This window comes from Thermanaeromonas toyohensis ToBE (assembly GCF_900176005.1).
Taxonomy (GTDB): domain Bacteria; phylum Bacillota; class DSM-521; order Neomoorellales; family Neomoorellaceae; genus Thermanaeromonas; species Thermanaeromonas toyohensis.
Window position 1 is genome coordinate 805,445 of record NZ_LT838272.1, and the last position, 25,661, is coordinate 831,105.

Genomic DNA, 25,661 nt, shown 5'->3' on the forward strand with positions numbered 1-25,661 from the left:
CGTGGCCCGGGACTTTATCTTGGAAATAGGTACGGAAGAGATGCCAGCACGAGTGATACCTTCTACCTTAGAGCAATTGGAAGAACTGGCTTCCAACCTCTTCCGAGAAGAGCGTTTGGTATATCAAAATTTGGTAGCCTACGCTACTCCACGACGCCTGGTTTTATATGTAACCGGACTGGCTGAGGAACAAGAGGAGCTGGTGAAAGAAGTAAAAGGTCCGCCGGTAAGGACAGCCTTTACTCCCGAGGGCCAGCCTACCCGGGCGGCTTTGGGCTTCGCCCAAAGCCAAGGTGTGGCAGTAGAAGAGTTGGTGATCCGTTCTTTACCCGGGGGAGATTATGTGTTTGCTATTAAGAAGGAAGTTGGCCGGCCGACTTTAGAGGCCTTGCCTGGTATCTTGACCAAATTAGTAGAAGGTCTAAATTTTCCCCGCCCTATGCGCTGGGGTGATCTGGACTGGCGGTTCATTCGACCGGTAAGGTGGCTTCTGGCCCTCTTTGGTAGCGAAGTTGTTCCTTGGGAATTGGCGGGGCTCAAAGCTGATCGGTTTACTTACGGTCACCGATTTTTAGCTCCGGGACCGCACCCGGTACCTTCTCCCCAGGCTTATTTCCAAGTACTGGAGAAGAACTATGTAATAGTGGATCACCGGCGCCGGCGGCAACTCATATGGCAGCAAGTGCAGAACCTGGCTCAAGAAGCTAATGGGCGGGTGGAAGAAGATCCTGAACTTCTAGAGGAGATAACCTTCCTAGTAGAGTATCCCACAGCTTTACTCGGCAGGATAGAAGAAAAATACCTCAATCTTCCTGAGGAAGTAGTTACCACCCCCATGCGCGGACACCAGCGCTATTTTCCTGTACGGGATGGCCAGGGGAAGCTTTTACCCCTCTTTATTGCTGTCCACAATGGTACAAAAACCTACGTTGATAACATACGGCCGGGGTACGAGAAGGTCCTCAAAGCCCGCCTGGCCGATGCAGCTTTCTTCTACCAGGAAGATCGCAAAAGCCCCTTGGCCAGTAAAGTGGCTAAGCTTAAGGAGATACTTTTCCAGGAGAACTTGGGTACCATGTTGGACAAGACCCGGCGGATAAAACAACTTTCTTTATACTTAGCTCGGGTTTTAGATCTACCGGATAAAATTTACCCTTACATAGAACGTACTGCTGAGCTGGCCAAAGCCGATTTAGTTACCAATATGGTCTATGAATTTCCGGAGCTCCAGGGTATTATGGGATACTACTACGCTACAGCAGATGGGGAGGAAAGGGAAGTTTGTGAAGGGATAAGGCAGCATTATTGGCCCCGTTTTTCTGGGGACCGCATACCAGAGTCCCTTACAGGCATGGTTGTAGGCCTGGCCGATCGATTGGATACGTTGGTGGGTTGCTTTGCTTGTGGCCTTATTCCTACAGGTTCCCAGGATCCCTACGGGTTGCGCCGTCAAGCCCTAGGGATGGTGATCATGGCCGTGGAATTGGGATTAAAATTTTCCCTAACAGAGGCCATTTCTACTGCATATAAGACCTATATGAACGAACGCATTGTGCTCCCCCGGTCCTTAGAAGAGGTTAAAGAAGAACTCATGCAGTTTTTCCGGGGAAGGATGGAATATATCTTAAGCGAAAAAGGAGTACGCTATGATGTGGCAGATGCTGTACTGGCCGTAGGTTGGGATGATTTAGCGGATTCTTATGCTCGGGCCCGCGATCTGGAAACTTTTCGCCAGGAGGGTGATTTCGCCGGTCTTCATACTGCCTTTACCCGGGCCTTTAACCTAGCCCGCCAGGCTCCTGAGAAGGCAGAAGTGCTCGAAGAAAGCTGCTTGACGGAAGAAGCTGAACGAAGATTATACTTGGCCTTACAGGAAGCTAGGGCAAAGGTTCTCCCTTATTTGGCTCAAGGGGATTACCTTAAGGCCCTACAAATTTTAACCTCTTTACGGGAACCTATTGATGTCTTCTTTGATAAGGTTCTTGTTATGGCCCCGGATCCTGAGGTACGGCGCAACCGGTTAGCTCTGCTGCAAGGGGTAACGAACCTTGTGTTGCAGGTGGCTGATTTTTCCCGCCTGGTTCCTGCATAGTGAAATTTTTCGATCCTTAAGAAGGAAAAAGGCTGGTAATGTTGTATACGTTATCATGTATACAACTGTGCCGGCGGGTGATTTGAGGGTGGTGACGCCGTGCAACTTTCGCCGCGGCAGGAAAAGATTGTGGAGATTGTCAAGCGCCATGGCCCTATTACCAGCCACCAGATTGCGGAAATGCTTAATTTGACTAGGGCAGCCTTGCGGCCTGATTTGGCTATCTTGACCATGTCAGGTATACTAGAAGCCCGGCCTCGAGTGGGATATTTTTACCAGGGGAGACCCGCCCGGGCCCTGGTAGCCGAGGAACTAAAAAAAATAAAAGTGGGAGATGTAAAGGGGTTACCTAAAGTCATAAGATACGATGCTTCAGTATATGATGCCATAGTGACCTTATTTTTGGAAGATGTAGGGACGCTTATGGTGGTAGATAGCGAGGGCCATCTAGAGGGGGTAGTATCTCGTAAGGACTTACTTAAGGCGGCAATAGGTGGCACTGCCAATCTACAGACCATGCCGGTTTCTGTAGTTATGACCCGTATGCCTAACATTATCTGCACCACCCCTGAAGAAAGCGTCCTGACTGCAGCCCAAAAAATAATTGAGCATGAAGTAGATGCCCTGCCGGTAGTGCGCCCAGTGGCGGGTAAAGAAAAAAAATTGGAGGTTATCGGCCGGATCACTAAAACCACCATCACTCGCCTATTTGTAGAACTGGGCACGGCCGACAGGTAGAAAGGGGGGCTCCACCATCGGAGTCATATATGTTGTTTCCGACTCCTTAGGTGAAACCGCCGAATATGTGGCCCGGGCGGCAGCCAGTCAGTTTGACGGGAGTGACTTCGACATCCGCCGGATCCCTTATGTAACTGAGCTAGAGCACTTAGAAGAAATAGTGAACGCCGCAGCCCAGGAAAAAGGGATCATTGCCTTCACCTTAGTGCTTCCGGAACTTAAAAGAAGGCTTCTTGAGCTGGCTGGTGAATATAAAGTGCCGGCGGTGGACTTACTTGGGCCTATGCTAGAAGCCATTGCTACAGTTACTGGCAAGTCTCCCCGCCTGGAGCCAGGTCTTATAAGACGCCTGGATGAGGATTATTTCCGCAAGATGGAAGCCATCGAGTTTGCTGTTAAATACGATAATGGGAAAGATCCCCGAGGGCTCTTATATGCTGATCTTATCCTTATAGGAGTTTCTCGTACTTCCAAGACTCCTGTATGCATGTATCTGGCCCACAAGCGTATACGAGCTGCCAACTTGGCTTTGGTGCCGGAAGTACCCCTTCCTGAGGAGCTCTTGGCCGTTCCCCGGGAAAGGATAATTGGGCTGACCATCTCTGCTGACAAACTTTACCAAATACGCCAGGAGCGCCTTAAAACCATGGGTTTTTCTGGGCCTGCCGATTATGCCACTTTAACCCGTATCAAGCAGGAACTGGCCTATGCTGAAGAAGTTATGCATCGTTTAGGCTGTCCTGTAATCGACGTTACCAATAAGGCCGTGGAAGACACGGCTATAAAGATATTACAAATTTATAATCGGAGGGAGAAGGATGGCAGGTAAAAAGTACATCTACATGTTTTCTGAAGGTCGAGCTGATATGCGGAACTTACTAGGCGGCAAAGGAGCCAATCTCGCTGAGATGACTAACATAGGTCTCCCCGTACCGCCAGGTATTACCATTACCTGTGAAGCTTGTAATGAGTACAACCGGCTGGGGAAAGAGTTTCCTCCGGGTTTAGAAGAAGAACTCGAAGAGCGTCTTAAGGACCTGGAAAGGATTAACGGGAAAAAGTTAGGAGATCCCCAGAATCCCTTGCTGGTTTCCGTCCGCTCCGGCGCTCCTGTATCTATGCCCGGGATGATGGATACCATCCTAAACTTGGGCTTAAACGACCAGTCTGTTCAAGGTTTAGCAGCCAATACAGGGGATGAGCGGTTTGCCCTGGACTGCTATCGGCGCTTTATACAAATGTTCGGGGATGTTGTTTTAGGGATAGATCACCATAAATTCGAAGCCATCCTAGAGAAGCATAAAGAGCGCCTTGGAGTGAAGTTCGATCACGAGCTTACTCCGGCGGCACTTAAAGAAGTTATAGCGGAATATAAGGATCTGGTAAAAACCGAGACAGGTCGCGAGTTTCCCCAGGAACCCCAAGAACAGCTCCGGATGGCTATACGGGCGGTCTTCGATTCCTGGAATAACCCGCGGGCTATTGTATACCGTAAGATCAACAAGATTCCCGATGACCTAGGTACCGCTGTGAATATCCAGACCATGGTTTTTGGGAACATGGGTTCCACCAGTGGCACAGGTGTAGCTTTTACCCGGAATCCCTCTACTGGAGAAAAGGGTCTCTATGGTGAGTATCTCCTCAATGCCCAGGGCGAAGACGTGGTGGCCGGTATCCGGACGCCCAAACCCCTGGCCCAACTCAAAGAAGAGATGCCCGAAACTTACCGGCAGTTCGAGGAGATCTGCGAGCTTTTGGAGAAGCATTATCGGGATATGCAGGATATTGAGTTTACCATTGAAAGGGGCAAGCTTTACATCCTACAGACCCGTGCCGGGAAACGCACTGCAGCAGCCGCGGTTAAGATAGCTGTAGATATGGTACAGGAAGGTCTTATTACCAAAGAGGAAGCTATCTTGCGGGTGGACCCGGATCAGGTGGTCCAGCTTCTGCACCGCCGTGTGGATCCTAAAGCGAAGGTAGAGGTCATCGCTAAAGGGCTCCCAGCTTCTCCCGGTGCAGCTTGCGGGAAGGTTGTCTTCGATGCTGATGAGGCCGAAAGATTGGGTCTTGAAGGCGAAAAGGTAATTTTAGTTCGTAACGAGACCACCCCTGACGATATCCACGGCATTGTCCAGGCCCAAGGAGTGCTGACAGCCAGGGGAGGTATGACCAGCCATGCGGCAGTAGTGGCCCGAGGCATGGGTAAGCCGGCTGTGGTCGGCTGCGGGGACATTAAGATCGATGTAGGTGGTAAGAGGTTCTTCGTGGGCGACCTGGAGGTTAAAGAAGGGGATATTATCTCCATCGACGGGGCCACGGGGAACGTTATGCTGGGTGAAGTACCCCTGATAGAACCCCAACTTACTGGCGAGTTTAAGACCTTACTCCAGTGGGCTGATGAAGTCCGGCGCCTGAAGGTGCGTGCCAATGCCGACACTCCTGAAGATGCGCGGCGTGCCCGGGAATTCGGTGCCGAAGGTATAGGCCTTTGCCGTACAGAGCATATGTTTATGGCCGTGGATCGTCTCCCGGTGGTTCAGCAGATGATTCTGGCCAAGACCAAGGAGGAACGGGAAGAGGCTTTAGCTAAGCTCTTGCCCATGCAGCAGGGCGATTTCTACGAGATCTTAAAGGTAATGGAAGGATTGCCGGTTACTATCCGGTTGCTGGATCCGCCTTTGCACGAATTCCTGCCTAGCTCGGAGGAGCTGTTGGTGGAGATCACCAGGCTAGAAGCTACTAATGGAGATAAAGCGGAGATAGAAGCCAAACGGGCCCTCTTGCGGGAGGTCCGGGCCCGGGAGGAGTTCAATCCTATGCTGGGCCATCGTGGGTGCCGTTTAGGTATCACCTATCCTGAAGTCTACGCTATGCAGGCCCGGGCGATTTTCCAAGCCGTAGCCCAGCTTAAAAAAGAAGGTATCAATGTGTTACCTGAGGTAGAGATCCCACTGGTAATACATGTTAATGAGTTGCGCCGCCTGCGGCAGCTAGTGGAAGAAGTAGCAGAACAGGTTAAGAAGGAGACCGGTGTCGACTTCGAATATAAGGTTGGTACTATGATAGAAATGCCACGGGCTTGTGCTACCGCGGATGAGATAGCCGAAGAGGCGGAATTCTTCTCCTTCGGCACCAACGATCTTACCCAGACTACCTTTGGCTTCAGCCGTGATGATGCGGAAGCTAAATTCCTACCTCAGTACTTGGAAGAAAAGATTCTAAAAGATAACCCCTTTATTGTTCTCGATAGAGCTGGGGTAGGCAAGTTCATGCGGATGGGTGTAGAATTGGGCCGCAAGACCAGGCCTACTTTAGAGATAGGTATCTGCGGTGAACACGGTGGTGAGCCGAGTTCTGTGGAATTCTGCCACCAGATAGGGTTGGATTATGTAAGCTGCTCACCCTTCCGTGTACCTGTGGCCCGTCTAGCCGCTGCTCAAGCTGCCCTGAAGGAGAGAAAGGCGCAAGTTTTTGAGCGCGATGTATAAAGAGGTAGGGAAGGTTAAGAGCCTAGGTTTTAAGGGGGATGCCGGATCTAGGCGGTCAGCCAGGAACGGCATCCCTATTTCTCATTCTTTCCAAGTTTCCTCGCTGAAAAGCTGAAGGCCTTGCCTTAACAGCAGGGCAGCGGTGACCCCGCAGCCGGTCCTAGTGCAGCCGCTGAAGGTACCGTTATAGATGGCCCGGATTCCGCAGGAGGGGCTTCTTTCTTTAAGGATGGCTACCCTAGTGCCCAGGGCACGGGCTAACTCTGCTGTGGCCCTGGCTCCTTGTAGAAAGGCGGCTGTGACATCGCGGCCCTCTTTATCTACAACCCGCGCCCGGCCTTCCAGGACGTCAAAGCCGTCGCCACCCTGTATTTCCGCTGGCGGACGAGGTATGGATAGCCCCCCTAATTTTTCCGGACATACAGGTATAGCCTGGCGCCGGGTCACAAGTTCTTTAATTTCTGGTACCAGATTAGAGCCCCCATTATACTTACAGTGATATCCTGCCAGGCAAGCGCTTACAAGAATAGGGGGTCGGTTTTCCATAAATATATCCCCACTTTAACTAAAAAGTGTTTTCCTTAATTTTATCTTTAAGCACTACTCCTAACAAGTATGACCGAATCTACTTTCCTAGGGCGAATCCAATTGTCGGAGGGAGGCATATACTATTATGGCTCAGTGCGTTAATATAGCTGAAAATAAAAAGATGTGTACTTGTACGTATGAACCTTGTCCTAGAAAGGGTAACTGTTGTGCTTGCCTTCTTTACCATAGGAGGCATGGCGAGCTACCAGGGTGTTTGTTCCCACCAGAAGTAGAACGGACCTATGACCGCAGCATAGATCGCTTTGTAGCCTGGTTTAACCGGGGGCGGAAGTAAGGCGGTGCTATTCTTTATGAAGCCGCTTAAAGAAGTAACCATTTATACTGATGGGGCTTGTAGCGGAAACCCTGGACCGGGAGGTTGGGCTGCTATCCTCCTTTACGGCAGTCACCGAAAGGAACTTTCCGGGGCTGTGCCAGATACGACAAATCAGCGCATGGAGCTTACAGCTGCCCTGGAAGCTTTGAGGGCCCTGAAGGAGCCGTGCCGAGTAAAACTTTACAGTGATAGTGCTTATCTAGTGAACGCCTTCCGGGAAGGGTGGATTAAGCGGTGGCAAGAAAACGGTTGGCGGACAGCTAAAAAGGAACCGGTGGAAAACCAAGACTTATGGCAAGAGCTGGTACGGGTGGCTTCCCAACACCAGGTGGAATGGGTGAAAGTAACTGGCCATAGTGATGACGAAGAGAATAACCGGTGTGATGCGTTAGCCCGGGCGGCCATTTCTAGACTTCTCAAGGGAGAATAAGCCTAAAGAACATTTTAGGTATAGATATGATAAGTGCCAGCAGGAAAAAGCTCCCCGGTGTCGAACCTTTTCCCGAAAGTAGAAGATGAAGGGTGGCCTTAATGCTGATCATAGGTATCAATGGAAGCCCTAACAGAACAGGTAATACAGCATATCTAATCCAGGAGGGATTAAAGGCGGCTGCCTCGACCGGTGCACAAACTGTGCTTATTCACGTGACGGATGTCCTAGCTGACCAAAAACATCCTTTTTGCAACCAGTGTAGCTCTCCCTGCCAGGGTTCCTGTTCCCGGGGTAACCGGTTAGGGGAAGCTTACGACTTATTGCGCCGGGCCGACGGTATACTTTTAGGTAGCCCGGTGTACTTCGGGAGCGTTTCTGCCCAGCTCAAAGCTTTCTGGGATAAAAGCCGTATTTTACGTAAAGAGAAAGCTTTGTTAAATGTAGTTGGGGCTGCCCTAGCTGTAGGTGGCAGCCGCTTCGGCGGGCAGGAGACTACTTTGAAGGCCCTTTTTGATATGATGTTGGTTCAGGGTATGATGATAATCGGGGATGGATACCAGGATTATGATTGTGGTCATCACGGAGGTTGTAGCCAGGCCCCTGCTGAGGAGGATGAATTTGCCCGGCAGCGAGTAAGGATTTTAGGCTTGCGGTTGGCTGAGGTAGCTGCTGCTACTATGTCCCTTCGTCGGAGGGACTTATAAAGAAGCAAACCGGAGGGCAAGGATTTGGATGAAGTTACTTCTGCGGGAAGAAGCTGAACGTTTGGAGGAGGAATTGTTATCTCCTTTTGCCTCTTTAAGCAGCCGTACTCGAGGCCGGGACCGGCCGGAAGAGCCCTGCCGAGTACGTACCGAATTTCAAAGGGATAGGGATAGAATTATCCATTCTAAAGCCTTTCGACGCCTAAAACATAAAACCCAGGTCTTCATAGCTCCTGAGGGCGATCATTATCGTACCCGTCTCACCCACACCTTAGAAGTAGCTCAAATAGCGCGTACCATCGCCCGCGCTCTACGTCTCAATGAAGACTTAACTGAAGCTATAGCCCTGGGGCATGATCTGGGGCATACTCCTTTTGGGCACGCAGGCGAAGAAGCCTTAAATGAAGTGGTACCTGGGGGTTTTAAACATAATGAGCAGAGCTTGCGGGTAGTGGAGGTATTGGAAGGCGAAGGGGGGCTTAATCTCACTTGGGAAGTACGGGACGGTATTGCCCACCATACTGGGCCTGTTAAGCCCCAGACCTTGGAAGGGCAAGTGATCTGCTATGCTGATCGTATTGCCTATATCAACCACGATATAGATGATGCTTTGCGCGCTGGGATAATTACTTTAGAAGATTTACCTCAAGATTGTCTGGAAGTTCTAGGTTATGAGCATCGTCAGCGCATTAATACCATGGTTTTGGATATCATTCAAAACAGTTGGGGGAAAGATCATATCACCATGAGCTCGCGAGTTCAGGAAGCTACAGATACTTTGCGAGCTTTTCTTTTTAAACATGTATATATAGGCTCGCGGGCTAAGGCGGAGGAGGGCAAGGCTAAGAGGATGCTAAAGGATCTCTATTATTTTTACCTGGAACACCCCGAACTCCTTCCCCCAGCTAAAAGACCGGAAGATGATTTGCCCCGGCGCGTATGTGATTATATAGCAGGCATGACAGACCGCTTCGCCATCTTACAATACCAAAAGCTATTTGTACCTACCGGTTTTCCACTGTAAATAAAATAAAAAGAGGAATAATGGGAAGGTACCTGGAAAATCTCTTCGCTCGTCAGGCTATCCGGCGCTTGACGAAGGCGCCGGCAGGATTTCCCTTGGGTACCTTCCAAGCTTATTATAACCATGAATCCCATATTTTATACTAAACTAAGTTTTTTACTGGCGGGTTTTAAAATAAGGTTCAAAGAGGGGGAGGATAACCCCCTTATATAAAACATAAAGGGTACTTCCACCGAGCAGCGCTATTAACAAAAAGGCAATGAATTTTCCCATGTAGGTCACCCCGTTTTTATTATGGCCAGCCGTACAGGAAGCTAAACTTAAGAGCGAGGTATATTATGGTAAATAGTTACAAATAATAGATTAGGCCAATATTCCCCTAAAAAAAGAGGATATTTGCCTTCAATGGCGAATACAATAAAAACATTTGGGCCGAAAGATTATAAGGGGGCACCCTTCTTGCTGGCCGCCTTTCGGGAGAACTTGATCGAGGAGATTAAGACTAGGGTGGATATTATAGACTTGATAAGTGAATATGTCCCTTTAAAGAGGCGGGGCCAGAATTATGTAGGTCTATGCCCTTTTCATACTGAGAAAACCCCTTCCTTTACTGTTAGCCCAAGTAAGCAACTGTTTTATTGTTTTGGATGCGGGGTGGGGGGCGATGCCTTCACCTTTTTAATGAAGCGTGAGGGATTAAACTTTAGTGAGGCCTTGACACGGCTAGCTGAGCGGGTAGGAATAAACTTAGAAGAAGGGGAAGGGGCAGGGATCTTTAAGCTCCGCCGGGAAAAGGAGAGACTATATCAGATCGGTGCCCTAGCAGCGAGATTTTATCATCTTATCCTGCTCCGGCATCCTACTGCAGCGCAGGCCAGGGAATACCTCCAGCGCCGCCGGGTAAGCCTGGAAGCCGTAAGAAAGTTTGAACTTGGATATGCTCCGGACAGCCCTAGGGCTTTAGTGGATTATCTTAAGCGCCATGGATTTCATCCCCGGGAGATTGCTTTGGCAGGGTTGGCGGCTTCTAGAGCCCCGGAAGGTAGCTTTGATCGCTTTCGTCGACGGCTAATGTTCCCGGTGAAGGATCCAGCGGGTAAGGTGATTGGCTTTGGCGGCCGAGCTCTGGACAATAGCGAACCTAAATATCTAAACACCCCAGAAACACCACTCTTCCGCAAAGGGCATCATCTTTATGGGTTGCACCTGGCCGTAGCTGGGATAAGACGCCGCGGTAAGGCGGTGGTAGTGGAAGGGTACCTGGATGCTATTTCTGCCTGGCAACATGGTGTGGATAATGTGGTAGCTACTCTAGGTACTGCTTTAACCATAGAACAGGCCCGAGCGCTCAAACGATATACGGAAGAGGTTATTATCGCTTACGATGCAGATGCGGCTGGAAGGGCGGCAGCTTTACGCGTCCTTGGTGTCCTGGCAGATATGGGGTTAAGGGTCCGTGTATTACTCTTACCAGAAGGAAAGGACCCCGATGAATTTTTACAGAGGCAGGGAGGCCAAGCATTCCAGAAATTAGTAGAAGAGGCTCCACCCTGGCTAGTGTATATAATTGAACAGGTCGCCCAGTCCTATAATCTAGCCGATCCTAGCGAGTGTGTAAAGGCGATCCAGAAAATAATACCCTATTTGGCCAAAATAGAGGACGCTGTGGAACGGGATAATTACGTTCGTATCTTAAGTAGACGCACTGGCCAATTAGAAACAGCCATCTACGAAGAATTGCACAAATTCCGAGCCCGGCAAATGGGAAGACCCAGGCGGCTAATATTGGATGGGGATATTCGGGATAGTCAGGGTACGGCAGTGACCACTTTTCAGGGTCCGGAAGTATATCTTTTATGTGCTTATTTGGCCAGTGAAGAGTGGGCTGACCGGATCGAAGCTTCTTTAGGGCCAGCCTTTTGGAGTTTACCCCAAGCGGGTATTATAGCTTCAGCAGCTAAGGAGTTGAGGGAGGAATACCCAGGCTTAGAAGGAGAAGATTTTCAGGATAAGCTAAGCAAAAAACTTCCACCGGACGCTCTTCCTTTGCTCGCTCGGGTAGCCCTAAAAGAGGGCCAGGAACCCTTAGAGCCTAAGGCCCTTGAACAGGCTATAAAATCCATACAGCTTAAAAAATGGGAGGACGAAATGCAAGCTTGCCGGCGAAGTTTAAGCTTAGCTGAAGCAGCCGGGCGGGAGGATGAAGTGAAAGCCCTGCAAACAAGAATTTTAGACCTAGCTAGGAATATAAAAAATTTAAAGGCAGGAAGGGGGGAAACTTGATGAAAGAAGAAGTACACAAGTACCAGGATTTGGTGAAAGAACTCATCGAAAAGGGAAAGAAGCGCGGTTCCCTGACCTATCAGGAAATAATGGATACCTTGCAGTCAGTGGAACTCACCCCCGAACAGATCGATGATATTTATGAACAGCTTCATCAGATGGGTATTGAGATTATACCTGAAGTGGCAGAGCTTGAGGCTTTGGAAAGGGAAAACGGCGCTCCCGCAGAAGAAGATCTCGATCTCTCGATTCCGGAAGGCGTGGGAATCGATGATCCGGTGCGCATGTATCTAAAAGAGATCGGCCGGATTCCACTTCTTACGCCTGAAGAAGAGATTGAGCTTGCTAAACGCATGGAGCAAGGGGACGAGGAGGCCAAGCGCAGGCTGATCGAGGCTAATCTACGCCTGGTAGTTAGCATTGCTAAACGCTATGTTGGCCGGGGTATGCTTTTTTTGGATCTGATCCAGGAAGGAAATTTAGGACTGATCAAGGCTGTAGAAAAATTCGATTACCGTAAAGGGTACAAGTTTAGCACTTATGCTACCTGGTGGATCCGGCAGGCCATCACCCGCGCCATTGCTGACCAGGCGCGCACCATCCGGATACCTGTACACATGGTGGAGACCATCAACAAGCTTATCCGCGTTTCGCGTAATCTCCTCCAGGAGCTAGGCCGGGAACCTACTCCAGAGGAGATTGCCAAGGAGATGGATATTCCTGTAGAACGGGTCCGGGAAATTATGAAGATAGCCCAAGAGCCTGTCTCCTTAGAGACGCCCATAGGCGAGGAAGAGGATAGCCACTTGGGTGACTTCATTGAGGATGAGGATGCCCTCGCTCCGGCGGATGCTGCCTCTTATATGCTTTTACGGGAGCAATTAGAAGAGGTACTGGATTCTTTGACCCCGCGAGAAAGGAAGGTTCTCCGCCTACGCTTTGGCCTCGATGATGGACGTTCTCGTACTTTAGAAGAAGTAGGCCAAGAGTTTGGGGTTACGCGGGAGCGCATCCGCCAGATCGAAGCTAAGGCCTTGCGTAAGTTGCGCCATCCTAGCCGTAGTAAAAAACTTAAAGATTACTTGGAATAAATCAAGGCCTAAATCGGGCATGGTATTTAGGAGGGGTTGACCGATCCAACCCTATTGCGTATAATATCAGTAGTGGCTTTCCTCGGTAGCTCAATGGTAGAGCGCCCGGCTGTTAACCGGGTGGTTGCAGGTTCGAGTCCTGCCCGGGGAGCCAATAAAGGGCCCATAGCTCAACGGTAGAGCAGCGGACTCATAATCCGTTGGTTCTAGGTTCGAATCCTAGTGGGCCCACCACCCTTGAAAAATTTAGCTTTCTTCCAGATTAGCCCCCCAAAAAAGTGTCTGTTAGTGCTGACAGGGGGGTTTTATTATGCCCAAAATTGCTAAACTTAACCCTAGGGTAGCCGTCTTAAATCAAGCAGACTTAAGCTAGGCCCTGGAAGAAATTTTCCTTTTCAAGCGGGCCAATAGTGCAGCCCAGTAAACCCTGGAAGACTTAGCGTAATTGAGGAACCGGCATAGCCATCTTTAACTGCCGGTTTTATATTTTAGAATTTCATGGAAGGAGATTAGCGAAATTATGAAGAAAAATGTTATGAAGAAAAAGATTGGCTTTAAGGGAAAGCTAAATGGTGAGCTTAATCGATGGATAGAGATGAGGGAGAGGCTTACTCAGTGTTTAAAGGTTTAGCTGGCTTACAAACCTTATGAACGGATAGAGCTTTTGGTAAAAGTTTTAAGCCTTAGAGGTAGCGACTGGGTTATCTTACCGGAAAATTGATTTTTCTGCCTACCATGTCCGTGGATAAGGAGAGATAAGGATGGGACTGTTGGGGAATTTTTATGACCCCTCCTCAGTAGCCGTTATCGGAGCATCGAAAACACCGGGCAAAGTAGGCCATTCCCTGGTAAAAAACCTTTTAAATTCGGGTTATCCAGGCCGTATATATCCCGTAAATCCTAAGGAAAAGGAAATTGAAGGACTGAAAGCCTATCCTTCTGTCCTGGATATCCCCGAAAAAGTAGAGATGGCCATCGTGGCTATTCCGGCGGCAGGGGTGCCGGCAGTGGCCGAGGAGTGCGGAAAGAAGGGTGTAGAAAACCTCATCGTAGTAAGTGCTGGCTTTAAAGAAACTGGTAAGGAGGGATTAGACCTAGAAAAAAGATTAATACATACTTGTAAGCATTATGGCATACGCCTTTTAGGCCCTAATTGCGTAGGCATGATGGATACCCACACTCCCATTAATGCCTCTTTTACTAAGAATTTTCCCCTGAAAGGGGATATAGCTTTTTTATCTCAGAGTGGGGCCACCCTTATAGCCATTCTAGATTGGAGTTTGTCGGCCGGTATTGGGTTTAGTAAGATGGTAAGCTTGGGGAACAAAGCCCTCCTTTCTGAGATTGATTTTATTGCCGAGGCGGCTGAAGATCCCTATACCCGGGTCATCGCTTGTTATTTGGAGGATGTAGTGGACGGTGAACGCTTTCTAAAGGTAGTCCGTGAGGCCACGCGTAAAAAGCCTGTTATTATTTTAAAATCAGGGACTAGCCAGGCTGGTGCACGAGCTGCTTCTTCTCATACAGGTGCCCTTGCCGGAAGCGATTTAGCTTACGAGATCGCCTTCCGGCAATGCGGAGTCATCCGGGCTCGTACCATGACCGAACTTTTTGACCTGGCCATCACTTTTTCCCGGTGTCCGCTCCCTGCTGGAAAGCGAGTGGCCATCGTTACCAATGCCGGGGGGCCGGGGATTGTAGCTACAGATGCAGTGGAAGCTAAAGCTTTACATATGGCAAGGTTTACCAAAGAGACTATTGAAGAATTACGGGCTGGACTTCCCGTTGAGGCAGCTTTGTATAATCCTGTAGATGTGTTAGGGGATGCCAGGGGCTCGCGGTACCGGTTAGCCTTAGAAAAGATTTTGGCGGACCCCAACGTAGATAGTATAGTGTTTATAATGTGTGCTACGGCCATGGCAGAACCCATTGAAACAGCCCAGGCGGTTATCGAACTGCATAAGCAATATCCCCAAAAGCCGGTGCTAGGGGTTTTTTTAGGAGGAGAATCCTTGGCTGAAGGAGCTCGGCTTTTAACCGAGGCGGGGATACCCTGCTTTACTTTTCCAGAGCCGGCTATTGAAGCATTAAGAGGGTTATCCACTTATAGAGAGTACCGGGAGATGCCTAAAGAAGATCTCGATTTAAATTACCCTAACTTGGACAAGAAAACGGTCAAGGCCATTTTTTACGACGTGTTACGGGATAAACGTTTGGTATTATTAGGTAGTGAAGCGGCCGCAGTGGCCCAGGCTTATGGCATTTCTGTAGCTCCCATATACCTAGCTACTAGCCCTGAGGAAGCAGTGGAAATAGCTCAAAAAATAGGTTATCCGGTAGTCCTTAAGGTGGCTTCTCCCAAGATATTACATAAGACTGATCTAGGTGGCGTCAGGGTGGGGTTGGATTTACCGGAAAAGGTTCACAAGGCCTTTATTGAAATAATGGAGAATGTCTACCGGTTACTACCTCAAGCGGAAATCTATGGTGTTGAAGTCCAGAAGATGATGCCTAAAGGGATAGAAATGATCATTGGCATGACCCGAGACGTGCAGTTTGGGCCTTTAATCGCCTGCGGTCTGGGAGGTATTTACGTTAACCTTATCAAGGATGTTTCCTTCCGCCTTGCCCATGGTCTAACCTATAAGGAAATAGAAGCTATGCTGGCAGAAACCAAAGCTTATACCTTGCTCCGCGGTTATCGGGGAAGCCCGCCGGCTGATATACCTGCATTGATCGAAGCTATCGGGCGGACCGCTCGCTTATGTTTAGATTTTCCTGAGATAGTCGAACTAGATATTAATCCGGTATTTGTATACCCTGAAGGGTTAAGCGCTCTGGATATTAAAATAACTATATCGTGAGGTGACCAAGGCGTGAAAAGTTTATATATCATAGGAACCCCGGCCAGTGGTAAAACGGCCTTGGCCCTGGGGCTTGCGCAGAAACTCCAGAAGGAAGGCTTCAAGGTGGCCTATTTTAAGCCCATCGGGACTCCCTCCCGGGGTGGGGAACAATCTGATGAGGATGCTGTTTTGATGCGGGAAGTTTTAGGGATGGAAGTACCTTTAGAGGTAGTAGTCCCCTGTATGATCGGGCCTTCTTACCTTTCTGGTGAACGGTGTCCGGGAGCATTATCCCGGATCCGCCGTGCTTACCATGAGATTACCCAAAACGTGGATGTACTTCTCATCGGCGGAGCCCTTTACCCCTATGCCTATACTTCTTGTGGCCTGGATGACATCGCCCTAGCTAAAGAATGGGGTGCACTAGTTATATTAGTAGTGACCCTGGAAAGCGATTTTAGCTTGGATCAGACTCTTTTCTTTAACCGGAGTCTGAGCAGCGCCGGGTTAACCCTGTTAGGAAATATTTTTAACAATATCCCGCGTTCCCTCTTAGCTAAAGCTGAAGGTATTTATAGACCCATCCTAGAAGAAAATGGGTACCGCACCTTAGGGTTAATACCCCGCCGACCGGAGATAGCTTCTCCTACTGCTAAGGAATACTATGAAGCTTTGGGAGGAGAAATACTAGCTGGTAAAGATAATCTAGGTCGGCTGGTAGAGGAAGTTATGGTAGGAGCCATGACGGCAGAAAGCGCCCTTACCTATTTCCGACGCTCAGCTGACAAGGCAGTGATCTTAGGGGGTGACCGAACAGATGTAGCCCTGGCTGCCTTAGAAACGAGCACTTCAGTACTTATCCTGACTGGTGGCTTATACCCAGACTTGCGGGTCATTTCCCGGGCCCAGGAAAAGGGGGTTCCCTTAATCCTTGTTCAATATGATACCTATACTACAGTGGAAAAGGTTAGCCATTTATCTCGCCGTTTAAGGCCCGATGATACCGTTGGGATCCGGATAGCCCTAGAAAATGTAGAAAAGTACTGTCAATGGGAGACCATACTGGAAGCCTTACGATAAAAAATTACAAGGGGTGAAAGCTCCGTGCGGCGCTCCCTGGCAAGTTCTGAAATTATATAGTATCTACGAAGATATTTTTCGCTACGACTGGGAGCAGAAGGGGAGTGGAAGTGGAGAAATACCATATCAGAAATTCCTAAGCGGCCGACGGGTTTAAGTACCCGGAAAGCTTCCTTAAGCACCCTGGCTTTGTCCGTAGCCAAGGGTAACATATCATTTCCGTTGGCCGTTACAAAAAACGAAAGTAAGAGCGAAGCCTTATGAGAGTAGAGGCGCAAAATTAATTATTTCACGAAGCAGGAATAAATTATTGTACCTAGTATTTAAAAAACTGAGATTAAACACCAGGTAGTAGGAAATCAACTATGAAAAGGTTATACTAGAAGTCAAAATACACGAAAAGGCCGGTGAAAAAGGTAGGAAATTTGTCGAGAGAAGAGGCAAAAGAGGAGAAAATAGTTTTAGTTATATCAAAAAAATTAAATATAAGAAAAAGGCCCACGCCATAAGAGAGGAGCATTCCCAAATTTTTTTAGAATTATTGGGGGGCTGCTCATGTCAGGCTCGAGCCTAAGAGCTCAATTTACTCTGGAAGATATTCGGGGGTCTTCGCCTGCCATCACCCATTTAAAAGAAATGGCCAAGCGCGTAGCCCAAACAGATTTCCCTGTTCTCCTTGAAGGGGAAAGTGGAACTGGCAAGGAGTTATTTGCCCATGCCATTCATAATTTGAGCCCCAGGGCACAAGGGCCATTTTTGACACTAAATTGTGCAGCTATCCCGGAGGCTTTAATGGAATCTGAGCTTTTTGGGTATGAAGCAGGTGCTTTTACTGGTGCTCGCAAAAGCGGTAAGCCGGGTAAGTTCGAACTCGCCCATGGCGGAACTGTGTTTTTAGATGAGATTAGCTGTTTGCCCCCGCCGCTACAGGCCAAGCTGTTACGCTTCCTGCAGTATGGCGATATAGAGAAAGTTGGCGGTATTTCCCGGACTAAAGTAGATGTAAGAGTTATCGCCGCCTCCAACAGGCCCCTAGAGGCCATGGTAGCCGAAGGGCTTTTCCGGGAAGACTTGTTCTATCGCCTGAATGTAGTTCGTTTAGCAATACCCCCCTTGCGAGAACGTGCCGAAGATATACCCGCTATTGCAGCAGCCATAATGGAAAAACTTAATCGCAAGTATCCCCACCTGAAAAAACAAATTTCCCCGGAAACTATGGTCATGCTACAAAGCTATGTTTGGCCCGGCAACGTCCGCGAGTTGGAAAATGTGTTACAGCGGCTTTTTGCTTTAGTAGAAGGAGAAACCATTTTGCCCCATCATCTGGCAGCTTTCTTGCCTGTGGGACCATGGGAAGTTACAGCCGACAGACCAAGCCTTAGTCAGCAATTGGCCATGATGGAACGTGATATGATCCAGCAGGCCTTACGGTCAACAGGAGGGAATAAAGCCCGCGCAGCCAGGCTACTTGGTATGCCGCGGTCGAGCCTCTATGAAAAACTGAAGACCTATAAACTAGGCTACTGAAGTGTCGAGTTTTGGACATATTAGGTGTCGGCCGTCCGACGTTTCTAAACAGAAATTGGGTTAAAAAAGCCGCCAGTAGGGCGGTTTTTTAGTTACTTTTTTACTGGCACACATCTTGCTATACCCAAATAATTGGGGGCGTTATGGAAGCAGAATATGGGTTTTCTAAAATTGTAGAGTGCTTGGCGGGTAACGTTTCAGCAGCAACCTGTCAGCAGTGCGGTGCTTGTTCCTCAGTATGCCCGCAGGTAGGTTATCCTGGCACTGTTCGCCAGGTGCTCCAGGCCGTAAACAGTGGGTTAAGGGCCTGGGTTTTAAACTCTGAGCTAGTACAGGCTTGCTCCGTTTGCGGCCGTTGTTCTGAGGTTTGCCCGGAAAATATTGAGGTAGCAGAAATTGTATATGCTCTAAAGCGGCTGAGCCTCGCCAGCCGGGCAGATCGAGCCTCTTTCTTCCAGGACTGCTTTGGTCAATTGGCCAGGTTGATGGTGGAGAAGACCGGTACCCAAAACCTTGAGGTCTTATTGCAAAAGGAGCCTATTGCTCTATTGGCGTTTGGTCCTTTGGCCCTTTCCATGGTGGAGGGGAAGGAGGTCAGGATTTCCTCCGAAAGGCAAGTCACGCTAGAAGAAGTACGGGTAATTTATCATGCCTCTATGGAGCTTGGTGAAAGGTGAATACTTATGCTTACTACGCCGGATGCACTTTAAGTTCAATATTTCCCCACTACGATACTGCCAATCGTCTGGTGGCTGAAAACGTTGATTGCCAGTTAGCACCTTTGGAGGCATGGAACTGCTGTGGGGCTCTTTCCTTACCTACGGCTAACCACCTGCTTTCGTTAGCCTTACCCTTGCGCAACCTGGCCCTAGCAGAAGAAAAAGGCCTGGAGCTTTTAGTGGCTTGTGGTACCTGCCTGGCAGCTTTGCGCCGGAGCTATAACGCGTACCTGACCCGCAGGACATGGCAGTCAGCAATAAGCGAAGTTTTGGCTAGGGCCGGGCGTTCCTATACAGGTAAAGCCAAGGTCCACCATATTGTGGAAATGTTCACTGCCCCTTTGGCCATCGCCCGTTTCCGGCGGCAATCACGTAAGACTTTCTTTCGGGGTATGCGGTTAGCAGTTTATTACGGTTGCCAAGTAAGAGACGGGTCTCTGGAATCTCTGCTATTTATGGCAGGAGCAACAGTTTTACCCTTTGACCAAAAGAATCGCTGCTGCGGTAGTCATGCGGGTGCTACCGGGAGAAACCTTCAGGCCGCCTTTGACCTTTTTAAAGAAGCTTTAGCTCGCCAGGCCAGTCACTTGGTAGCGGTTTGCTCCCTATGTTATTTGACACTTACCGAAGCGTGGAATAGGTTTCCTGGGCCTAACTCCTTGCAAGTTTCTTATTTCAGTGAGATCTTAGCAGAAGCTCTTGGGGTAATGGTGTCATGAAGGAACCTCAAATGGGAGATGGCTTTAGCCCTACCGTAGGCTTGTACCTTTGCCATTGTGGCAACAATATTGCCGGTCAGATAGATATGGCTGCCTTGACGCGCTGGGCAAAAGAACAGCCACAGGTCAAGGTAGTCAGGCAAACAAGCCACCTTTGTTCAGTAGCGGGGCAGGAACTACTGACCAGAGATATAAGGGACGAGCATCTTGAGCGCATAGTCATAGCCGCTTGCTCTCCTCGCTTGCACGAAGCCACTTTCCGCCGCGCTCTTGATAAGGCGGGCCTGAATCCATTCTTGCTAGAAATAGCCAATATTCGTGAGGGTTGCGCATGGTTAACGCCTGATCCACGGGACGCCCTCGCTAAGGCCAAGGCTATTCTGGCCGGGGCCCTGGCCAAGGTAAAGTGGCTCTGTCCTCCTAAGCCGCGCACGCTAAAAGTTAATCAGGAGGTATTAGTGGTAGGTGGGGGGATTGCCGGAATACAGGCTACCCTTAAGCTGGCAGAAGCGGGCCACAAGGTATATCTGGTGGAACGGGAACCAAGCCTAGGTGGCAATATGGCACGGTTTGACCGGACTTTCCCCACCATGGACTGCGCTGCATGTACCTTAAGTGCGCTCATGGCGAGGGTAGCTGCCAATCCCAATGTCCATCTCCTAACCCTCAGTGAAGTAACGAAAGTAGAGGGGCATTTTGGCGCCTTTCGGGTAGAAGTGAAACAAAAACCGCGACGTGTAAAGGATGGATGTACTGGCTGCGGCGATTGTGAGCAGGTGTGTCCGGTAAAGGTACCAGATCCCTATAACGAAGGTCTTAGCACCACCAAGGCTATAACAAGACCGTTTGCTTATGCTGTACCTCCAACGTTTTACGTTTCCCACAGGGGTGAGGCCCCCTGCCAAAAGGTATGCCCGGCAGGGGTCAATATTCCGGGGCTTCTTGCTTTAATCCGTGCCGGGCGGCGAGATAAGGCCCAGGAGTTACTAGAAAAAGCACTTGTACTGCCCTCTTTAACGGCAGCTTTTTGCCGCGCCCCCTGTCGCCTTGCCTGTGGGGAGCATACGGGGGAAACAGGGATTAACCTTCCTTTGATAGAAAAGTCGTTGGCCCAGGAGAGGGAGGTAAAGAGGCTGAAAAGAGAGGGCCTTCGCTCCGGGCCCGCCCTACGAGTAGCTGTAATTGGCTCAGGACCTACCGGCCTAGCGGCTGCTTACCGCCTGGCAACTTATGGGTATAGCGTGACCATACTGGAGCGACGATCTGAACCTGGCGGTATGTTGCTGTTAGCGAAAGTCCTTAACCCACCCTCGTTTGCTGCCCTTGAACAGGAGATCCACCATTTACAAGAACTGGGGGTGGAGATAATCACCAATGTAGAGGTGGATGATGGTAGTCTATCCCTTAAGCGTTTGGCTCGAGAATATGATGCCATCATTGTGGCTCAAGGAGCGTGGCATCCCCGTTCTTTAGGTGTCCCGGGTGAGGGAATGGAAGGTATTTGGCCGGCCCTATCTTTCTTGGAGGCAATATGCGAGGAGAAGATCTGCTTACAAAAACAGCGCGTTGGCATAGTTGGTGCCGGAGATACGGGAAAAGAATTAGCTTTGCTGGCCGCCCGGGAGGGAGCCTCCTTGATAGTGGTAATGGAGCAACGGGAGGAGCCCCCTGGCTTCCGGTGGCCTCCAGTACCCGTTGCGGTTCCTATTTACTTTTATTGGCAATTCCGAGTTACTGGTTTTACCAAGAAACAAGGCGCAATAATCGTCAAAGGGCCGCAGGAGGTAGAAGTCGATTTAGTAATTATCGCTGCCGGTCAGGATGTGGAATATCAACATCTGCGGTCGCAAGGGCTAATGGTAGATGAAGCAGGATATCTCGTGGTCGATAATTTCGGGCGTACGTCATATCCTGGTGTTTTTGCTGCCGGGGATGTTGTGGGAAATTGCGGCAGCGTTCCTGCTGCCCTTGCTGCAGGTGGCCGAGTAGCCGAAGCGGTGCACCGCTTTTTGCGTACAGCCCCAGAAGTCCGGTGGCAGTTTAATGGTCGAGCAGAAAGGGAAGCCAGCCTGGCAGCTACTGAACCCGAACAAAAACAGTGCGCTTATAGAGTGCAACCCTTTGACACCGGAGAAAGAGATAACTTTGATGCGGCAGTTGATCCTCTCCTCCAGGAAGCCCTTCGTTGTCGCCATTGCGGGGGTTGCGCCCTGTGTGGCCTCTGTGCTGAAGCCTGCCCGGTAGGTGCTGTTGATCTAGGGGAACCAGCGCGGTTCTTTAACTTTGAGGTTGGAGCCATTATTCTGGCTACGGGTTACCAAACCTTTGACCCTGCGAAAGAGCCAGCTTTTGGCTATGGGATTTACCCCAATATTCTTACTGGTTTAGAGTTTGAGCGCCTTTCCAGCCCCCTAGGGCCCACCGGAGGCCGCATCATAACTTGCGAAGGTTACGAACCAGAGGCAGTAGCCATTATTCACTGTGTGGGAAGCCGCGATCGCCGTTACAATTCTTATTGTTCCCGGGTATGCTGTATGGCGGCTTTGAAGTTTGCCCAAACATTAAGGGAAAGGACCAAAGCAAAGGTGTTTGAGCTATACGTGGATTTATGCACGACAGGAAAAGGGCATGAGAATTTTCTTCGGAGAGTTCGCCAAGAAGGAGTTATCTTTCTTCGCGGCCGCTTACAAGGAGTCCACCAAAAAGGAAATCGATTGGTATTGAGGGTAGAGGATACTCTTTTAGGGGCGATACGGGAGCTAGAAGTAGATATGGTGATATTAGCCACAGCTTTTGAGCCGCGTGCGGATGCTGGAGAGGTAGCTCGGCTATTTGGTATTCAGCGAGATGCTGATGGGTTCTTCCTGGAAGTTCATCCTAAAATGGCCCCTGTAGAGTCGGGTAATCCGGGTATATTCTTGGCCGGCGGGTGTCAGGGACCAAAGGATATTACGGAGACCCTTGCCCATGCCGGGGCGGCAGCCGCGGAAGCCCTTACTCGTTTAGCTTCTGGGGGACAACTTCTCTCCCCTGAAATGGCCTATGTGATGGAGGAACGCTGTTCCGGCTGCCACCTCTGCGTGAAGGTTTGCCCTGCCGAAGCACTCCTTCCAGCGGGCCAAAAAGTTTTAGTACATGAGCCTGCGTGCCGAGGGTGTGGTAACTGCGTAGCTGCCTGCCCTACCGGTGCTTTGGGGCTTTTCGGCAGTGAAAGCAAGGCCCTGCTAGCGCAAGTAAGTGCTGTGTTGCAGGAGGAGGTATCGTGGGCAAGCCGCTCATAGGTTTTTTCTGCCGTTGGTGTGGGTGCACAGCCGCCGATCTGGTGGCCATGAGCCGTCGGGCCTTACCTAAGGAGCTTGTTATAATACCCGTACCCTGTAGCGGCAGGGTAGAACCCGAACTGATCCTCTCTGCATTACGCCAAGGAGCTGCTGGAGTCCTGGTGGTGGGCTGCCCCAGAGGGGATTGCCATTATGGTAATGGTAATCGCCAGGCCGAAAAGCGGGCTGCCCTGCTGAAGTCTCTTTTGCGTGAGCTTAACTGGGAGCGGCGCTTCCGCCTAGAACTTATCGGTCCCCAGGAGGCAGACCGTCTTTTAGAGATAACCTGGGAAATGGTGGCCTCTTTGAAAGAGACTGGTATCTAAGGAGGAAAGATTTGTGTCTAAGGTAAGGCTGGCCGTTTACGGTGCAGCAGGTTGCGGGGGCTGTGAACTATCGCTTTTGGAGAACCCCGAAGCTTTTATGACACTTTTTCGTCACGTAGAGGTATCATTTTGGCCCCTCATTACGGATAGCCGCCTGGATGACCTTGCTGGCTTACCAGATAACAGCGTAGAACTTGGTGTTCTCTGTGGAGGGGTAAGGACAGAACTCGATTACCGGGTTGCCTTGCTTTTGGCTGCCAAATGTCGCTCCCTTGTTGCCGTGGGCTCCTGTGCCCTCTGGGGAGGAATTGCCGCCCTTGCTGACTTACCCCCGGCCGGTTGTTCCCAGGTACAGGCGCAACCGCCGTTACCACCGCTCCTGCCCAGGCTGTTCCCCCTTACCAAACTAATCAAAGGGGTCTATCCTATTCCAGGCTGTCCGCCGAAGCCGGACCAGCTGGGCACCACTCTTCTGGCCTTAATTGGCGGGCAGGAACTACAGGCAGATTTCAAGCAGCTTGAACCAGCTGTTTGCTCTTCTTGCCCTCGCTCAAGGGGTGAAGAGGGGCCTAGGCGCTGGTACCGTTACCAAGAGATAACAGTAAATGACCGCTGCTTTTTAACTCTGGGCTTGATTTGTAGCGGCCCAGCCACCCGCGGAGGTTGCGGTGCTCGCTGCCCTAAAGTGGGGCTCCCTTGCCGTGGATGTTATGGTCCGCCTGCGGAAGTAAACGATCAGGGGGCAAGGCTTATTGGTGCCCTTGCTGCCCTAGAGGTTGCTGAGACATATCAGGACGCATCCCTTCTAGATGCTATAGGTACCTTGTATCGCTACACCTGGGCAGCAACTTTTGCCCAGTGACAGGGGCGATAACCTTGCACCGCGTGGTCTTGGATCCTGTAACCCAAATCGAGGGTCACGGCGTACTCGAAATAGATTTTAGCGGCGGACATAACGTTACCGTTCGCTTGATGGCTACGGAGCTGCGAGGCTTTGAAAAGATATGCGTGGGACGCCCCATTGAAGAAATGCCGCGCCTTGTGTCGCGCATCTGTGGGATGTGCCCCGCGGCCCACCATGTTGCTGCGGCCAAGGCCGCAGACGATATCTTTGAGATAGAGCCCCCATCTTTAGCTCATCGGCTTAGAGAATTGGCCCTGTGCCTTCAGCTGATACAAAGCCACCTAACCCATTTTTATTTGCTGGCCCTGCCGGAACTTATTTATCGGTCTGAACCGACTGAGCGCAACTTCTTCCGGGTGATGGAGGAGCTGGGGCCGGAGGCTAGCCGTTATATTCTAGAGCAGCGCAGCTATCCCGGGAAAATTCTCGCTCTATTGGGCGGAAAGGGAATACACCCCGAATTCGCCGTACCCGGGGGAGTTTCCAGCGCTCTACCCGCGGCAGAGTTGTACAAGGTGCAGGCCATACTTCGCTCCCTGCTTTCTTTTGGATTGTATACCTTGGACCTTTTTCGGGAAAGGGTGCTAAACAAATCCCCTGATGTGGTATCTGCGAATGCGGCATCTGATTTTAAAACTTATTATTTAGCTCGCGTGCTAGAGGGCTGCCCTAACCTATATGAAGGAGAGCTAGTCCTAGTCAGCCCGGAGGGTTACCCCGTGGAACGTCTTACTGAAGCGGAGTACGCTGAACGCCTGGAGGGCGGGCGTGAAGCAGGAAATTATGCGGAGTCCTTTTCCTTCCTTGGCCGTGACGGACAGAGGATTCTCGTTCAGGTGGGTCCTTTAGCCAGGGCCAACGCAGCCCATGGCTTTAGCACCCCCAAGGCAGCAAAGGCTTACGAAGAAATGCTCAGGACCCTTGGTCCAAAGCCTATACGGGGCGAGATCGCTTATCACTGGGCCCGCTTAGTGGAGGTAATTTACGCGGCAGAGAGGGCGTTAGAACTGACCGCGAAAGACCAACCCGATGCTGAAGAAATGAGGGTACTCCTTCCTGCCGCCCGTGGTGGCAGTGGCTTGGGGGTGGTAGAGGCTCCCCGAGGTCTCCTTTTACACAGATACGAAGTTGATGATTCGGGTATAGTGCAACAGGTACGCATCATAACTCCTACGGCAGTTAACCTCCGAGCCATTGACCAGGCGGCCACCGCTGCAGCCAGGGAAGCTTTGGCCTCTGGAGGCGAACAGCAAGCTATTTTCCGGGCTGAGAACGCTGTGCGGGCCTTTGACCCGTGCCTTAGCTGTGCCACCCATATAATTCGGAATGTACAGGCCAACAAAGGAGGTGAGGCGGTCGATAGCGAGTGAGTAGGTCTTTAGGTTAGGAGGTGATAAGCTCTGCCTAAGGAAAAAGAAGAAAGCCCTTCTATGACTAGA

At 50.2% G+C, this 25,661-nt stretch carries 20 protein-coding genes and 2 tRNA genes; 21 read left to right on the forward strand and 1 reads right to left on the reverse strand.

Annotated features, from left to right (window positions below; all coding sequences use genetic code 11):
* Position 1: 1 nt before the first annotated feature.
* The 4 genes from glyS to ppdK all read left to right on the forward strand — a co-directional run bounded on the left by glyS (position 2) and on the right by ppdK (position 6,321).
* On the forward strand, positions 2-2,092 hold the full coding sequence (gene glyS, locus B9A14_RS03915) for a glycine--tRNA ligase subunit beta (RefSeq protein ID WP_084664208.1): 2,091 nt from the start codon (positions 2-4) through the stop codon (positions 2,090-2,092).
* Positions 2,093-2,191: 99 nt separating this feature from the next.
* Complete coding sequence (gene ccpN, locus B9A14_RS03920) at positions 2,192-2,830, forward strand: transcriptional regulator CcpN (RefSeq protein ID WP_084664210.1); 639 nt, start codon at positions 2,192-2,194, stop codon at positions 2,828-2,830.
* A gap of 16 nt (positions 2,831-2,846) precedes the next feature.
* On the forward strand, positions 2,847-3,659 hold the full coding sequence (locus B9A14_RS03925; protein WP_084664212.1) for a pyruvate, water dikinase regulatory protein: 813 nt from the start codon (positions 2,847-2,849) through the stop codon (positions 3,657-3,659).
* Positions 3,649-6,321 carry a pyruvate, phosphate dikinase gene (gene ppdK, locus B9A14_RS03930; protein ID WP_084664214.1) on the forward strand — a complete coding sequence of 891 codons (2,673 nt, stop codon included), beginning with the start codon at positions 3,649-3,651 and terminating at the stop codon, positions 6,319-6,321. The genes B9A14_RS03925 and ppdK overlap by 11 nt, the downstream gene beginning before the upstream one ends.
* Before the next feature lie 81 nt (positions 6,322-6,402).
* Here the strand turns inward: ppdK and B9A14_RS03935 are convergent, their stop codons facing one another.
* Entirely contained in the window at positions 6,403-6,867 is a 465-nt protein-coding gene (locus B9A14_RS03935; RefSeq protein WP_084664216.1) for a 2-thiouracil desulfurase family protein, read from the reverse strand.
* A 127-nt stretch (positions 6,868-6,994) separates the two neighbouring features.
* Between B9A14_RS03935 and B9A14_RS03940 the strand changes: the two genes are divergently transcribed.
* The 17 genes from B9A14_RS03940 to B9A14_RS04025 all read left to right on the forward strand — a co-directional run bounded on the left by B9A14_RS03940 (position 6,995) and on the right by B9A14_RS04025 (position 25,592).
* Positions 6,995-7,204: a DUF6485 family protein gene (locus B9A14_RS03940; RefSeq protein ID WP_084664218.1), complete on the forward strand. Its 210-nt coding sequence runs from the start codon at positions 6,995-6,997 to the stop codon at positions 7,202-7,204.
* Between the two features lie 16 nt (positions 7,205-7,220).
* Positions 7,221-7,676: a ribonuclease HI gene (rnhA, locus tag B9A14_RS03945; RefSeq protein WP_084664220.1), complete on the forward strand. Its 456-nt coding sequence runs from the start codon at positions 7,221-7,223 to the stop codon at positions 7,674-7,676.
* A 101-nt stretch (positions 7,677-7,777) separates the two neighbouring features.
* The gene (locus B9A14_RS03950) at positions 7,778-8,383 is read left to right on the forward strand and encodes a flavodoxin family protein (RefSeq protein WP_084664222.1); all 606 of its coding nucleotides are present in this window, start codon (positions 7,778-7,780) and stop codon (positions 8,381-8,383) included.
* A 28-nt stretch (positions 8,384-8,411) separates the two neighbouring features.
* On the forward strand, positions 8,412-9,407 hold the full coding sequence (locus tag B9A14_RS03955) for a deoxyguanosinetriphosphate triphosphohydrolase (protein WP_084664224.1): 996 nt from the start codon (positions 8,412-8,414) through the stop codon (positions 9,405-9,407).
* Between the two features lie 459 nt (positions 9,408-9,866).
* Positions 9,867-11,690: a DNA primase gene (gene dnaG, locus B9A14_RS03960; RefSeq protein ID WP_157109771.1), complete on the forward strand. Its 1,824-nt coding sequence runs from the start codon at positions 9,867-9,869 to the stop codon at positions 11,688-11,690.
* The gene (gene rpoD, locus B9A14_RS03965) at positions 11,690-12,781 is read left to right on the forward strand and encodes an RNA polymerase sigma factor RpoD (RefSeq protein ID WP_084664228.1); all 1,092 of its coding nucleotides are present in this window, start codon (positions 11,690-11,692) and stop codon (positions 12,779-12,781) included. The genes dnaG and rpoD overlap by 1 nt, the downstream gene beginning before the upstream one ends.
* A gap of 79 nt (positions 12,782-12,860) precedes the next feature.
* Positions 12,861-12,935, forward strand: a tRNA-Asn gene (locus B9A14_RS03970).
* 5 nt (positions 12,936-12,940) lie between these two features.
* Positions 12,941-13,015 (forward strand) — tRNA-Ile (locus tag B9A14_RS03975).
* 527 nt (positions 13,016-13,542) lie between these two features.
* Positions 13,543-15,645 (forward strand): acetate--CoA ligase alpha subunit, encoded by a 2,103-nt coding sequence (gene acs, locus B9A14_RS03980; protein ID WP_084664230.1) that lies wholly within the window; start codon positions 13,543-13,545, stop codon positions 15,643-15,645.
* Between the two features lie 12 nt (positions 15,646-15,657).
* On the forward strand, positions 15,658-16,707 hold the full coding sequence (locus tag B9A14_RS03985; protein WP_084664232.1) for a phosphotransacetylase family protein: 1,050 nt from the start codon (positions 15,658-15,660) through the stop codon (positions 16,705-16,707).
* Between the two features lie 555 nt (positions 16,708-17,262).
* Positions 17,263-18,234, forward strand: a complete 972-nt coding sequence (locus B9A14_RS03995) for a sigma-54 interaction domain-containing protein (protein WP_084664236.1) — start codon at positions 17,263-17,265, stop codon at positions 18,232-18,234.
* A 143-nt stretch (positions 18,235-18,377) separates the two neighbouring features.
* On the forward strand, positions 18,378-18,911 hold the full coding sequence (locus B9A14_RS04000; protein WP_084664238.1) for a 4Fe-4S dicluster domain-containing protein: 534 nt from the start codon (positions 18,378-18,380) through the stop codon (positions 18,909-18,911).
* On the forward strand, positions 18,908-19,672 hold the full coding sequence (locus B9A14_RS04005) for a heterodisulfide reductase-related iron-sulfur binding cluster (protein ID WP_084664240.1): 765 nt from the start codon (positions 18,908-18,910) through the stop codon (positions 19,670-19,672). The genes B9A14_RS04000 and B9A14_RS04005 overlap by 4 nt, the downstream gene beginning before the upstream one ends.
* Positions 19,669-22,953, forward strand: coding sequence for an FAD-dependent oxidoreductase (locus tag B9A14_RS04010; RefSeq protein WP_084664242.1), 3,285 nt, complete (start codon positions 19,669-19,671; stop codon positions 22,951-22,953). Before B9A14_RS04005 ends, B9A14_RS04010 begins: the two co-directional genes overlap by 4 nt.
* Positions 22,935-23,318 carry a hydrogenase iron-sulfur subunit gene (locus B9A14_RS04015; RefSeq protein WP_172839024.1) on the forward strand — a complete coding sequence of 128 codons (384 nt, stop codon included), beginning with the start codon at positions 22,935-22,937 and terminating at the stop codon, positions 23,316-23,318. Before B9A14_RS04010 ends, B9A14_RS04015 begins: the two co-directional genes overlap by 19 nt.
* A gap of 13 nt (positions 23,319-23,331) precedes the next feature.
* Positions 23,332-24,180 (forward strand): NADH-quinone oxidoreductase subunit B family protein, encoded by an 849-nt coding sequence (locus B9A14_RS04020; RefSeq protein ID WP_084664246.1) that lies wholly within the window; start codon positions 23,332-23,334, stop codon positions 24,178-24,180.
* 23 nt (positions 24,181-24,203) lie between these two features.
* On the forward strand, positions 24,204-25,592 hold the full coding sequence (locus tag B9A14_RS04025) for a Ni/Fe hydrogenase subunit alpha (RefSeq protein ID WP_231967994.1): 1,389 nt from the start codon (positions 24,204-24,206) through the stop codon (positions 25,590-25,592).
* The last annotated feature ends 69 nt before the right edge of the window (positions 25,593-25,661 follow it).